Source organism: Mycolicibacterium obuense, assembly GCF_055397605.1.
Genome location: NZ_AP043663.1, coordinates 5,057,343 through 5,069,858 on the forward strand (window position 1 = coordinate 5,057,343; position 12,516 = coordinate 5,069,858).

11 protein-coding genes are annotated in these 12,516 nt (G+C 68.5%); 8 read left to right on the forward strand and 3 right to left on the reverse strand.

What is annotated here, in order from left to right; all coding sequences use genetic code 11:
• Positions 1 to 31: 31 nt before the first annotated feature.
• From ACZ50N_RS24455 to ACZ50N_RS24465, 3 genes are read right to left on the reverse strand one after another with little or no spacing between them, the layout of a single operon-like run.
• On the reverse strand, positions 32 to 1,132 hold the full coding sequence (locus ACZ50N_RS24455; RefSeq protein ID WP_464473998.1) for a DUF4185 domain-containing protein: 1,101 nt from the start codon (positions 1,130 to 1,132) through the stop codon (positions 32 to 34).
• A 29-nt stretch (positions 1,133 to 1,161) separates the two neighbouring features.
• Entirely contained in the window at positions 1,162 to 2,196 is a 1,035-nt protein-coding gene (locus ACZ50N_RS24460; protein ID WP_464473999.1) for an aspartate-semialdehyde dehydrogenase, read from the reverse strand.
• Between the two features lie 2 nt (positions 2,197 to 2,198).
• The gene (locus tag ACZ50N_RS24465) at positions 2,199 to 3,464 is read right to left on the reverse strand and encodes an aspartate kinase (protein ID WP_046364047.1); all 1,266 of its coding nucleotides are present in this window, start codon (positions 3,462 to 3,464) and stop codon (positions 2,199 to 2,201) included.
• 85 nt (positions 3,465 to 3,549) lie between these two features.
• Between ACZ50N_RS24465 and ACZ50N_RS24470 the strand changes: the two genes are divergently transcribed.
• From ACZ50N_RS24470 to ACZ50N_RS24505, 8 genes are all read left to right on the forward strand, one after another.
• Positions 3,550 to 4,137, forward strand: coding sequence for a nitroreductase family protein (locus ACZ50N_RS24470; RefSeq protein ID WP_046364048.1), 588 nt, complete (start codon positions 3,550 to 3,552; stop codon positions 4,135 to 4,137).
• Positions 4,138 to 4,189: 52 nt separating this feature from the next.
• Positions 4,190 to 5,605: an MFS transporter gene (locus ACZ50N_RS24475; RefSeq protein ID WP_464474000.1), complete on the forward strand. Its 1,416-nt coding sequence runs from the start codon at positions 4,190 to 4,192 to the stop codon at positions 5,603 to 5,605.
• Positions 5,606 to 5,717: 112 nt separating this feature from the next.
• Positions 5,718 to 6,971, forward strand: coding sequence for an ammonium transporter (locus tag ACZ50N_RS24480; protein WP_464474001.1), 1,254 nt, complete (start codon positions 5,718 to 5,720; stop codon positions 6,969 to 6,971).
• Positions 6,972 to 7,081: 110 nt separating this feature from the next.
• Complete coding sequence (glnT, locus tag ACZ50N_RS24485; protein WP_464474002.1) at positions 7,082 to 8,392, forward strand: type III glutamate--ammonia ligase; 1,311 nt, start codon at positions 7,082 to 7,084, stop codon at positions 8,390 to 8,392.
• Between the two features lie 17 nt (positions 8,393 to 8,409).
• Complete coding sequence (locus ACZ50N_RS24490; RefSeq protein ID WP_046366311.1) at positions 8,410 to 9,327, forward strand: class II glutamine amidotransferase domain-containing protein; 918 nt, start codon at positions 8,410 to 8,412, stop codon at positions 9,325 to 9,327.
• Positions 9,315 to 10,004, forward strand: coding sequence for a protein glxC (locus ACZ50N_RS24495; protein WP_464474003.1), 690 nt, complete (start codon positions 9,315 to 9,317; stop codon positions 10,002 to 10,004). The genes ACZ50N_RS24490 and ACZ50N_RS24495 overlap by 13 nt, the downstream gene beginning before the upstream one ends.
• Positions 10,004 to 11,329: an FMN-binding glutamate synthase family protein gene (locus ACZ50N_RS24500; RefSeq protein ID WP_464474004.1), complete on the forward strand. Its 1,326-nt coding sequence runs from the start codon at positions 10,004 to 10,006 to the stop codon at positions 11,327 to 11,329. The genes ACZ50N_RS24495 and ACZ50N_RS24500 overlap by 1 nt, the downstream gene beginning before the upstream one ends.
• On the forward strand, positions 11,326 to 12,510 hold the full coding sequence (locus tag ACZ50N_RS24505; RefSeq protein WP_464474005.1) for an NAD(P)/FAD-dependent oxidoreductase: 1,185 nt from the start codon (positions 11,326 to 11,328) through the stop codon (positions 12,508 to 12,510). Before ACZ50N_RS24500 ends, ACZ50N_RS24505 begins: the two co-directional genes overlap by 4 nt.
• Positions 12,511 to 12,516: the final 6 nt, after the last annotated feature.

Consider the following 12,516-nt stretch of genomic DNA (forward strand, 5'->3'; position numbering starts at 1 on the left):
TCGCTCGGCAGTGCAAACGCTGCGCGCGCCGTCAGGGCTTCACCGGATTCACCGCGAACTGGATGACGCGGTACGGGCTGCCGCCGCGCGGGGTGGTGTTCCACTGGCTGACGAAGACGCGCACCGCATCAGGTGTCGACGCCGGTGACAGGTACCCGCCGTACGGCTGGGCGAGTCGATTGTCCTGTGGCGCAGGGAGATCCTCGGCTTGCTCCGGCCACGGCGCCGCGACGACGACGGTGGTCACCGGCGCGGTCCCCAGCTGTGTCGGATCGTTCGCGACGCGGATCTCCATGTTGCCGGTGCTGGCGTTGAAGTACGACAGCACGGTCTGCCCGTCGATCTGGCGCACGCTCATCTCCCCGATCCGGTCACCCCACAGCGGCGCGGGCGGTGTACCCCAGCCGGCGGGCGACCACGCCTGCCAGTGGGCACGATCGGTGAAGGTCTGCGGCGGCGTCCGGTAGAGGGTCAACGAGCCGGTGCGGTCGAAATTGTTGGCGACGATGTACACCCAGCCGCGCGGCGAGTCCTCGGTCGGGATCGGGTCGTAGTAGCCGCTGATCTGCGACTGTCCGCCGCCGGCATAGGCGGCATCGCGCACCGATCCGGGTACTGTCGCCCAGTTGCCTCGCCCTGCTTCGGCTTTCACCAAACGGGACGACTGCGGCCGCAGATCCTTGGTGGTGGTGACGAGGAGATAGTTCTCCCGGTTGATCTCGACGATGCCGGCGGGCAGCTGCGACGATCCCGGCGGTGTCGGGTCGGCGAGCAACGGAGCGCCGATCCCGGTCACCCCGTCGTAGCGCACCCCGCCCGGGTCCTCGAGCGACCCGTCGACGACGTGCAATGCGATCGGAGAATACCAACCGCCGAATCCGACGCCCTGGCCGGCGAAGCTGTCCCCGCACACCTGCAGGATGCCGGAGGGGAACTGCATGAACTCACACAGATCGGTCGCGCCGATGCCGTAATCAGCTGTCGGCGTGCCGGTTCCGGCCACCGGACCGACACGCAGCACCTGGCCGGGCTGCAGCGGGGGCAGATCGGCCGGTGTGGCGTTCGCGACGGGAGCGAGGGCCAGGGCGAGCACCAGCGCCGAGATCGACGAAATGGCGCCCGTCTCTCGCACTTACCCGCCCAAACGTCGGTTTCGGCGCACTAGAGCTGGGCGGCCAGCAACTCGGCGATCTGAATCGTGTTCAGTGCCGCACCTTTTCGTAGATTGTCCCCGGAGACGAAGATCGCGAGTCCGCGGCCGTCGGACACGCCGGGGTCCTGCCGAATCCGCCCCACCAGGGAGTCGTCGACACCCGCGGCGGCCAGCGGCGTCGGCACGTCGACCAGCGTCACACCGGGCGCCCCGGACAGGATCTCGGTGGCCTCGGCGGGCGAAATCGGCTGCGCGAATTCGACGTTCAGCGACAGCGAGTGTCCGGTGTAGACCGGCACCCGCACGCAGGTGCCGGACACCGCGAGGTCGGGGATCCCGAGGATCTTGCGGCTCTCGTTGCGCAGCTTCTGGTCCTCGTCGGTCTCCCCCGATCCGTCGTCGACCAACGAGCCGGCCAGCGGGACGACGTTGAACGCGATCGGCGCCACGTACTTGTTCGGCGCGGGGAAAGCCACGGCGCTGCCGTCGTGCACCAGCGCCTGGCTGTCGGCGACCACGACGCTGGCCTGGCCGAAGAGCTCGTCGACGCCGGCGAGACCGCTGCCCGACACCGCCTGATACGTCGAGGCGATCATGCGAACCAGGCCGGCCTTGTCGTGCAGCGGCTTGAGCACCGGCATCGCCGCCATCGTGGTGCAGTTCGGGTTGGCAATGATGCCTTTCGGCCGCACCCCTGCGTCGCGCGCGAAGTTGACCTCGGAGACCACCAGCGGGACGTCGGGGTCCTTGCGCCACGCCGAGGAGTTGTCGACCACGACCGCGCCTGCGGCAGCGAACCGCGGCGCCTGTACCCGCGACATCGTCGCGCCGGCGGAGAACAGCGCGATGTCCAGACCCGACGGGTCCGCTGTCTCGGAGTCTTCGACCTCGATCTCCTGGCCGCGGAACTCCAGCTTCTTGCCCGCCGAGCGCGCCGAGGCGAAGAACCGCACCTCGGTGGCGGGAAAGTCACGTTCCGCCAACAGGGTTCGCATGACCTGGCCGACCTGACCGGTCGCGCCGACAACACCTATGCGCACCATCGCTAACGCCCCGTTCCTGCGTAGACGACCGCTTCCTCGTCGCCGCCGAGCCCGAACGCGTCGTGCAGCGCGGCGACCGCCCGGTCGAGCTCGGTGTCCTTGATCAGCACCGAGATCCGGATCTCCGAGGTGGAGATCAGGTCGATGTTGATGCCGGCCTTGGCCAGCGCCTCGCAGAACGTCGCCGTCACGCCGGGATGGCTGCGCATCCCGGCACCGATCAGCGACACCTTGCCGATGTGGTCGTCGTAGAGCACTCGGGTGAAGCCGATCTCGTCCTGCAGGGACGTCAGCTTCTCGACCGCGCCGGGCCCGCTCTCCCGCGAGCACGTGAACGTGATGTCGGTCTTACCGTCTTCGACCTTGGAGATGTTCTGCAACACCATGTCGATGTTGACGTCGGTGTCGGCGATCGCGCGGAACACCTGGGCGGCGTAACCGGGGACGTCGGGTAGGCCGACGACGGTCACCTTCGCCTCGCCGCGGTCGTGGGCTACTCCGGTGAGGATGGCGTCTTCCATGGGGATGTCCTCGATCGATCCTTTGACGATGGTGCCCGGCCGGTCGGAATACGACGAGCGGACGTGGATGGGCAGGTCGAAGCGGCGCGCGTACTCGACGCAGCGCAGCATCAGCACCTTGGCGCCGGCGGCGGCCATCTCGAGCATCTCCTCGAAGGAGACGGTGTCGAGGCGGCGGGCGTTGGGCACGATGCGCGGGTCGGCGGTGAAGATGCCGTCGACGTCGGTGTAGATCTCGCAGACGTCGGCGTCGAGGGCGGCCGCCACGGCGACGGCGGTGGTGTCGGAGCCGCCCCGCCCCAGGGTGGTGACGTCCTTGGTGTCCTGGCTCACGCCCTGGAAGCCGGCGACGAGCACGATCTGGCCCTCGTCGAGTGCCGAACGCAGCCGGGTGGGCGTGACGTCGATGATCTTGGCGTTGCCGTGGGTGCCGGTGGTCACTACGCCGGCCTGCGAGCCGGTGAACGACCTGGCCTGCGCGCCGAGCGACTCGATCGCCATCGCGACGAGCGCATTGGAGATTCGCTCCCCGGCCGTCAGGAGCATGTCCAGCTCACGCGCAGGCGGTGCGGGACAGACCTGTTTGGCCAGGTCGAGCAGCTCATCGGTGGTGTCGCCCATCGCCGAGACCACGACGACGACGTCGTTGCCGGCCTTCTTGGTTTCGACGATGCGCTCGGCCACACGACGGATACGCTCGGCGTCGGACACCGAGGATCCGCCGTACTTCTGTACGACGAGCGCCACTGGAGAGCCTTTCGGACGTGAGGGAACCCGAACAAGGATAAAGGCTGAGCGCACCTGATTTATTCGCCCCAGTAGCGTCACCGGGGTGACGCGCACTGATCGGTCCGCCGACACCTCGGTCCCTCTGCACCCTCCGATAGCGGCACGCTGGAGCCCGCGGGCCTTCGATGCCACCGCCGAACTCCCGAAGGACGACCTGACCGGCCTGCTCGAAGCGGCCCGCTGGGCCGCGACCTGGGGCCGTCGCCAGCCGGTGCGGTTCGTGGTCGGCGTCCGGGGTGACGACACCTTCGGCACCCTGGCGGGGCTGCTCACCCGGGGCAACAGCTACGCCCACGCGGCGGGGGCGCTGCTGCTGCTGTGCGCCGATGAGGGCGAGGACGACACCACTGCGCGGTACAGCGCGGTCGACGCCGGTGCGGCGATGGCCACTCTCGCGATCGAGGCGGTGTCGCGGGGGCTGGTCACCCACCCGATGGCGGGTTTCGACGCCGCCGGGGCGGTCACGGCGTTCGGCCTGCCCGCGAGCCTGCGACCGCTGATGGTCATCGCGGTCGGGCGGCTCGGCGATCACGCCGATGTCGACCCGGAGATCGCCGAACGGGATCGAGCGCCCCGCGAGCGCAAGCCGCTGTCGGAGATCGTGCTCAACGCCCAGTCGGCCGGATTCTGACGAAAGACTCGTTGGCTGCGCGATCCTGACCGCTCACTTCTACGCTGCGCCGGTGGGGGAAGCGGAGCATTCACCGCGCCGCAAGGCGGTCATTCTGGCGGCGTGCTGCCTCGGCGTCCTGATCGCCGCGATGGACGGCACGATCGTCAACGTCGCGATACCGAGCATCCGCGACGACCTCGGAGCCTCCGCAGCATCGATGCAGTGGGTCATCGCCGCCTATGCGCTGACGATGGCCGCCGTGCTGCTGCTGTCCGGTGCAGCCGGCGACCGCTACGGGCGCAAGCGCGTCTTCCTGACGGGCCTGACGACGTTCGCGCTGGGCTCGCTGATGTGCAGCCTCGCGGGTTCGGTCGGGGTGCTGGTCGGCTCGCGTGCGATACAGGCCGTGGGCGCATCGATGCTGAACACCATCGCGATGGCCATCGTCGTTCAGGTCTTCCCGGGTCGCGTCGAGCGCGCCCGCGCCATCGGGATCTGGGGTTCGGTGATCGGGCTGGGGCTGGCGCTCGGTCCTGTTCTGGGAGGAACTCTCACCGATCTCGTGAGCTGGCGCGCGGTGTTCTGGATCAACATCCCGATCTGTCTGGCGGCCATCGTGCTGACCATCGTGTTCGTCCCCGAATCCATGTCCCGGCGACCGACGGGATTCGACCCGGCCGGCCAACTGCTCGGCGCAGCAACGATATTCGGCGTGGTCTTCGTCCTCATCGAAGCCCCCGGCCGTGGCGCCACCAGCGGGGCCGTCGTCGGGGTCGCGACGATGGCGCTCGGCGCGGCCATCGCGTTCCTCACCGTGGAGGCACGCCACCGGACGCCCTTCATCGATCTGCGCCTGTTCCGCCGACCGCTGTTCTGTTCGGCGATCGGCATCGCGGTCTGCTCGTTCGCGCTCTACGGCGGATTCCTGTTCGTGATGTCGCACTATCTGCAGGACGAACGGGGACTGTCGGCGATCCGGGCCGGCCTGTGCTTCCTGCCCATGGCCGCCGCCGCAGCCCTGGGCTCTCCCGTGGCCGGGCACCTGATCGGCCGGTGGGGTACGCGCCCCCCGCTGCTGGTCTCCGGATTCGCGTTCACGGGTGCAGCAGCGTCACTGATGCTGTTGGAGCCCGACACCCCGATGTGGTCGCTGGCGCTGTCGTTCGCGGTCTTCGGCATCGGCTTCGGCATGGTCAACGCGCCCGTCACCGCGCTCGCGGTCACAGCGCTGCCTGCGGATCGCTCGGGCACGGCCGCGGCGCTGGCCACGACGAGCCGGCAGGTCGGTCTGGCCATCGGCGTGGCGCTCTGCGGCCCCCTGGCCGGCGACGCCCTCACCCACACGGCGGAATTCGCGACGGCCACCCATCCCCTCTGGGCCGTCTTCGTGCTGCTGGGGCTGACGATCGTCGTCCTCGCGTTGCTACCGAGTCGAGCGGGCCTCGAGCGCGGGGGCGCGGAGCTTCCGGTGGCGACCACACGCTAGGCCGTCAGTTGTTACGTCGCCGAAACACAACGAGATGGTCCACGTAACAGAGACATCGGTAACTGTCGGTGAACGGCTCCGCAGCAGGAGCCGCCCATCGCAGGAGATGTTTATGGATACGGGAACGACCGCGTTCATGCTGTGTTGCATCATCGGCCTCACGCTGATGATCCCCGGCCTGGCGTTGTTCTACGGCGGCATGGTGTCCGTCAAGAGCTCGACCAACATGATGATGATGACCTTCGGCGCGGTCGCGATCGTCGGTGTGCTGTGGGTGTTGTTCGGGTTCTCGATGGTGTTCGGCACCTCGTACGGTGGGTTCCTCGGCAACCTGACCGAATTCGCCGGCATGAAGGACCTTCTCGAGACGCAGACCACGATCTCGGGTCTACCGGTCAGCTTGTTCTCGATCTTCCAGGCGCTCTTCGCCGCGATCACGGTGGCGCTGATCTCCGGCGCGGTCGCCGACCGGATGAAGTTCGGTGCATGGATGGGCTTCGCGACGCTGTGGGCGGTGCTGGTCTACTTCCCGGTCGCCCATTGGGTTTTCGCCTTCGACGGCGTCGTCACCGAGGACTCGACCGGCGGCTGGATCGCGAACAAGCTGAAGGCCATCGACTTCGCCGGCGGCACCGCGGTGCACATCAATGCCGGCGCCGCTGCGCTCGCCGTCGCGATCGTGCTGGGCAAGTCGGCGAGCTGGGGTCAGCTGCGCAAACCGCACAACGTGCCGCTGACGCTGCTGGGCGCCGGGCTGCTGTGGGCCGGCTGGTACGCCTTCAACGGCGGTTCCGCTCTGGCGGCGGGCAATTCGGCCGCGATCGTCATGGTCACCACGTTCGTCGCCACCTGCGCTGCGACGCTGGCGTGGATCGCCGTGGAGAAGATCAAGGACGGGCACGTGACCGGCGTCGGCGCGGCATCGGGCGCGATCACCGGCCTGGTCGCGATCACCCCGGCCTGTGGCGCGGTGACCCCGGTCGGCGCGATCATCCTCGGCGCGGTCGCCGGTGCGGCGTGCGTGTACGCGGTGGGCCTCAAGGAGCGCTTCGGCTATGACGATTCGCTCGACGTCGTCGGAGTCCACCTCGTCGGTGGTGTCATCGGCACCCTGCTGATCGGTTTCCTGGCCAGCGACTCGATGCCCAACGCCACCAATGGCCTGTTCTACGGCGGCGGGTTCGACCAGCTGTGGCGGCAGGCCGTGGCAGCGGGCGCGGTCATGGTGTACTCGTTCGTCGTCGCCGGCATCATCGCCTTCGCACTGAAGAAGACTGTGGGCATTCGTATTTCGCCCGACGACGAGGAGAAGGGCATCGACGCGGCGTTCCACCGCGAGGCGTCCTACGAGCTCGCCTCCGTCTAACGCATCACTCGAACGGCCGGTGCGGACAGCTGTCCGCACCGGCCGTTCGACGTGCGGGGGGTTTCCGCTAGTGATACTTTGATTCCTAACAAGAGACCAAGGTGGACGACATGACCCAGGACCTCGCGGTCGCGGCCGAGAAGGCCGGCACGAAATTCATCCTCGCGCTGTTCGTCGATCTCCGCGGAAAGCCCTGCGCCAAGCTGGTTCCCGTTGAAGCGATCGACCTCCTGGCCACCGAGGGCGTCGGCTTCGCCGGCTACGCGGTGGGGGCCATGGGCCAGGAACCCAAGGATCCGGATCTGATGGCGCTGCCCGATGCGTCCTCCTTCACCCCGGTCCCCTTCCTCAAGGAAGGCCTGGCGATCGTGCACTGCGACCCGCACGTCGAGGGCACCCCCTGGCCGTTCGCGCCGCGCGTGATCCTCAAGAATCTCGTACAGCGTTGTGGTGACGCCGGTTTCGAGCCGTGGGTGGGAGCCGAGGTCGAGTACTTCCTGCTGCGCCGCACCGCCGACGGTGGACTCACGGTCGCCGATGCGGCCGACACGGCATCCCAGCCCTGTTACGACGCACGCGGCGTGACCCGCATGTACGACCATCTGACCGCCGTGTCGGCCGCGATGAACGGTCTCGGCTGGTCCAACTACGCCAACGATCACGAGGACGGCAACGGCCAGTTCGAGCAGAACTTCACGTTCGCCGATGCGCTGACCACCGCCGATCGCGTCGTGACGCTGCGGTACCTGCTGTCGATGATCGCTGCGGAGCGGGGCATGATCGCGACGTTCATGCCGAAGCCGTTCTCCGACAAGACCGGCAGCGGCCTGCACCTGCACCTGTCGCTGACCAGCGCCGGCAACGCGGTGTTCCCGGCCCAGGGTGACGACGGTCGCGGCCTCGGATTGTCCGACACCGCCTACGGTTTCATCGGGGGCATCCTCGACCACGCCTGCGCACTGCAAGCGGTGATCGCGCCGACGGTCAACTCCTACAAGCGGACCGGTGCGGTCTCCACACGGTCGGGGGCCTCGTGGGCGCCGCGGCTGCCCACCTACGGCGGCAACGACCGCACCCACTACATCCGGGTGCCCGACGCCCAGCGCGTCGAACTCCGCGGCGGTGACGGTTCGGCCAACCCGTATCTCGCGATCGCCGCTGCGCTGGGCGCAGGCATCGACGGCATCAAGCGCAGCACGGATCCCGGCCCGGTGGGGTCGGGCATCAGCACTCGCCCCCTGCCTCCCACGCTGCTGCACGCCGTCGACGAACTCGAGAACGATGCTGTCGTCACCGGGGTCCTCGACGCCGCGGGCGACGGGGTCGCCGCATACTTCGCCGGCATCAAGCGCGAAGAATTCTTCGACTACCACAGCGCGGTCAGCCCGTGGGAGATCGACCAGTACCTGACCGCTTTCTGACACCACTGGAGGACGCCATGTGTGGCATCGTCGGGTTGCATCTGCGCACACCCGAGCTCTATCCGCTCCTGGGCACCCTGCTCAGCAGCATGCTCTGCGAAATGGGCGACCGGGGAAGCGATTCCGCCGGTGTGGCCGTCTACGGCGACCCCACCTGGTCTCCGCCGGGCCAGGGCTGCGTATCGGTGGCCGATCTCGGCACCGGCCGCACCGAGGACGTCGAGCTGGTCCGGCGCACCGTCGCGGTCGCCCTCGACGAGGACGTCGACGCCGTCGAGGTGGTGGCGGTCGGTGACAGTCACCTGCTGTCCTGCGACACCTCGTCAGAGGCTCTGCTGGCGGCGGTGAGAGGGTGCTACCCCCACGCCATCGTCGCCGGCTTCGGCTCCGACATGGCGGTTCTCAAGGGTGTCGGCCATCCACGAGTGCTGACCGAGGGATGGGCACTCTCCGGCGCCCAGGGCTGGCAGGGCGTCGGCCACACCCGGATGGCGACCGAGTCCGCGGTCACTCCCTCGGGCTGCCACCCCTACGCCGTCGGACCGGGCCAGTGCATGGTGCACAACGGGTCGTTCGCCAACCACGCCACCATCCGCCGCGAACTGCGGGCTCGCGGTGTCGTGTTCGACAGCGAGAACGACACCGAGGTCGGCGCGCGATTCATCGCGGCGCAGTTGTCGGAGGGTCGCGACGTCGAGAGCGCCCTCAAGGAGCTCTGCGCGACCTTCGACGGCTTCTACACGCTGCTGGTGTCCAACCGCGATTCGTTCGCCGTGGTCCGCGACGCCATCGCATGCAAACCCGCGGTGATCGCCGAAACCCCCGATTGGGTGGCGATGGCCAGCGAATACCGCGCCCTGTCAGGCCTTCCCGGTGTCGAGAACGCGCGCATCTGGGAACCCGAACCGGAGGTCGTCTACGCATGGAGCAGGTAGTACAACGTTTCGACCTCAGCACCACGCCGCTGCGCGAAGTCAACGCCGCGCTGCACGCCCCGAACCTGCAGGGCGAGTTCGTCATCGACCATCCCGCCGGCGCCCACAACGTCGCCGTCGGCCTCGACGCGCCGGTCAGCGTGAGCGTCAACGGCCACGTCGGGTACTACGCCGCCGGCATGAACCAGCAGGCCGATGTCGTGATCAACGGCAACGCGGGCACCGGTTGCGCGGAGAACATGATGAGCGGCTCGGTGTGGGTGAAGGGAAGCGCCTCGCAATCGGCGGGTGCGACGGCACATGGCGGCCTGTTGGTGATCGAGGGCGACGCCGCGGCGCGCTGCGGTATCTCGATGAAGGGCGTGGACATCGTCGTGGGCGGCAACGTCGGACACATGAGCGCATTCATGGCTCAGGCCGGCCGGCTCGTGGTGCGCGGCGACGCCGGTGAGGCACTCGGCGACTCGCTCTACGAGGCGCGTATCTACGTGCGTGGTGAGGTGGCCTCCCTCGGCGCCGACTGCGTGGCCAAGCCGATGCGCGCCGAACACCACGAGGAGCTCGAACAACTCCTCAAGGCAGCGGGTTTCGAGGACGACGACACCGCCTCCTACACCCGCTACGGATCCGCGCGATCGCTGTATCACTTCCACGTCGACAACTCTGCGAGCTACTGATGACCGACACCGACGACCGCGCGCGCCTCGGCCTGCGTGAGTCCGCCACCTTCGACCGCGCCACGATCGCCGCGATCCAGCGCGCCGCCGACACCGGCGTCTACGACATCCGCGGGTGGGGGGCCAAACGCCGGCTCCCCCACTTCGACGATCTGCTGTTCCTCGGCGCATCGATGTCGCGGTATCCGCTCGAGGGCTACCGCGAACGCTGCGCCACCGACGTGGTGCTGGGCGATCGGCACGCCAAACATCCTCTGCACCTCGCCATTCCGGTCACCATCGCCGGCATGAGCTTCGGCGCCCTGTCCGGGCCCGCCAAGGAGGCGCTGGGCCGGGGCGCCAGCGAGGTCGGCACGTCGACCACCACCGGCGACGGCGGCATGACGCCCGAGGAACGGGGCCAGAGCAAGCATCTGGTGTACCAGTACCTGCCGTCGCGGTACGGCATGAACCCCGACGACCTCCGTAAGGCGGATGCGATCGAGGTGGTCCTCGGTCAGGGCGCCAAGCCTGGTGGCGGCGGAATGCTGCTCGGCCAGAAGATCTCCGAACGGGTCGCCTCGATGCGCACGCTGCCGCAGGGCATCGATCAGCGCTCGGCGTGCCGCCATCCCGACTGGACCGGACCCGACGATCTGACCATCAAGATCAACGAGCTGCGGGAGATCACCGACTGGGAGAAGCCGATCTACGTCAAGGTCGGCGCCACCCGCACCTACTACGACGTCAAGCTCGCGGTGCACGCCGGCGCCGATGTCGTCGTCGTCGACGGCATGCAGGGCGGGACGGCGGCCACCCAGGAGGTGTTCATCGAGCACGTCGGCATCCCGACACTGGCCGCGATCCCTGAGGCAGTCAGGGCGCTTCAGGAACTCGGCGTCCACCGCAAAGTTCAGTTGATCGTCTCGGGTGGCATTCGCAACGGTGCCGACGTCGCGAAGGCCCTGGCCTTGGGCGCCGACGCCGTCGCGATCGGCACCGCAGCGCTGATCGCCCTGGGCGACAATCACCCGCGCTACGCCGCCGAGTACGAAAAGCTGGGCAGCGCAGCAGGTTTCTACGACGACTACCAGGACGGCAACGATCCTGCGGGCATCAGCACCCAGGATCCCGAGCTCGCCGCCCGCCTGGACCCGGTGGCCGCCGGCCGACGGTTGGCCAACTACCTGCGGGTGCTGACGATGGAGGCGCAGACGATCGCCCGCGCCTGCGGCAAGTCCCACGTCTGCCATCTCGAGCCCGACGATCTGGTCGCGGTCAGCATCGAAGCCGCCGCGATGGCGAAGGTCCCGCTGGCCGGCACGTCGTGGATACCGGGCCTGTGAACACGGCCGACGTCGTCATCGTCGGCGGCGGGCTGGAGGGTTGCGCGGCCGCGTGGGCATTGGCCGAGCGCGGCGTGACGGACGTCGTCGTCGTCGAGCGCAGCACCGTCGGCTCCGGCATGACGGGGAAATCCAGCGGTATCGTGCGCTGCCACTACGGCGTCAGCTCGCTGGCGGCGATGGCCGCCGATGGACTCGAGGTGTTCGAGCAGGCCGCCGAGATCTTCGGCGGCGACATCGGATTTCGCCAGACCGGCTACGTCGTGGGCGTCGGCGAACCCAACGTCGACGCCCTGCGCAAGAGCCTTGCCGCACAGCGCGCCGTCGGCGTGGACACCGAGGAGATCGACCGGGCCGAGGTCGCCGAGATGTGGCCGTTCGCCGATCTGGAGCCGTTCGCAGCCTTCGGGTACGAGGCACGGGGCGGATACGGTGACGCCTACCAAACCGCTCAGGCGTTCGCCACGACGGCGCGTGCGGCCGGTGTGCGCATCCGGCAGGGTTGCGCGGCAACAGGATTGGCAGTCGACGGAGACCGCGTGACCGGTGTGATGCTGAGCGACGGCAGCACCGTCGCCGCAGACACCGTCGTCGTCGCGACCGGGGTGTGGACGCAGCCGTTCCTGGCGCCCTACGGCATCGACGTACCGATCCGCGTCGTCCGCGAACAGATCGTGCTGATCGACCCGGGTGTCGACCTTCCCCCGGTGCCGGTGTTCTCCGACCTGGTGTCGCTGCAGTACGTGCGCCCCGAGGTCGGCGGGGAAATCCTCTTCGGCAACAGCGATCTCAGCGACGCGCAGACCGCCGACCCGGACGGCTATCTGAACCGGGCGACCGAGCAGTTCGTCGACGTCACCGTCGACAAGGTCGGCACCCGCTTCCCCGGCTTTCCCGACGCCGTCATCACCAGCAGCTACGCGGGGTGCTACGACGTCACACCGGACTGGAACCCGGTCATCTCTCGGACCGAGGTGGACGGCCTGCTCGTCGCCGCGGGCTTCTCCGGGCACGGGTTCAAGATCGCGCCGGCCGTCGGCAGGCTCGTTGCCGATCTGGTGATCGACGGCCACAGCCGCGACCCGCGTATCCCGGCGTCGGATTTCCGGCTGGCCCGCTTCGCCGAAGCGGACCTGCTCACGACGCCGTACCCGTACGTCGGCGCCGGGCAGATGCGCTAGACAGGT

Coding starts and splice junctions, on each gene's coding strand:
- ACZ50N_RS24495 (WP_464474003.1), top strand. CDS start 9,315: ATGGAGCAGGTAGTACAACGTTTCGACCTCAGCACCACGCCGCTGCGC.
- ACZ50N_RS24480 (WP_464474001.1), top strand. CDS start 5,718: ATGGATACGGGAACGACCGCGTTCATGCTGTGTTGCATCATCGGCCTC.
- ACZ50N_RS24500 (WP_464474004.1), top strand. CDS start 10,004: ATGACCGACACCGACGACCGCGCGCGCCTCGGCCTGCGTGAGTCCGCC.
- ACZ50N_RS24490 (WP_046366311.1), top strand. CDS start 8,410: ATGTGTGGCATCGTCGGGTTGCATCTGCGCACACCCGAGCTCTATCCG.
- ACZ50N_RS24460 (WP_464473999.1), bottom strand. CDS start 2,196: ATGGTGCGCATAGGTGTTGTCGGCGCGACCGGTCAGGTCGGCCAGGTC.
- glnT (WP_464474002.1), top strand. CDS start 7,082: ATGACCCAGGACCTCGCGGTCGCGGCCGAGAAGGCCGGCACGAAATTC.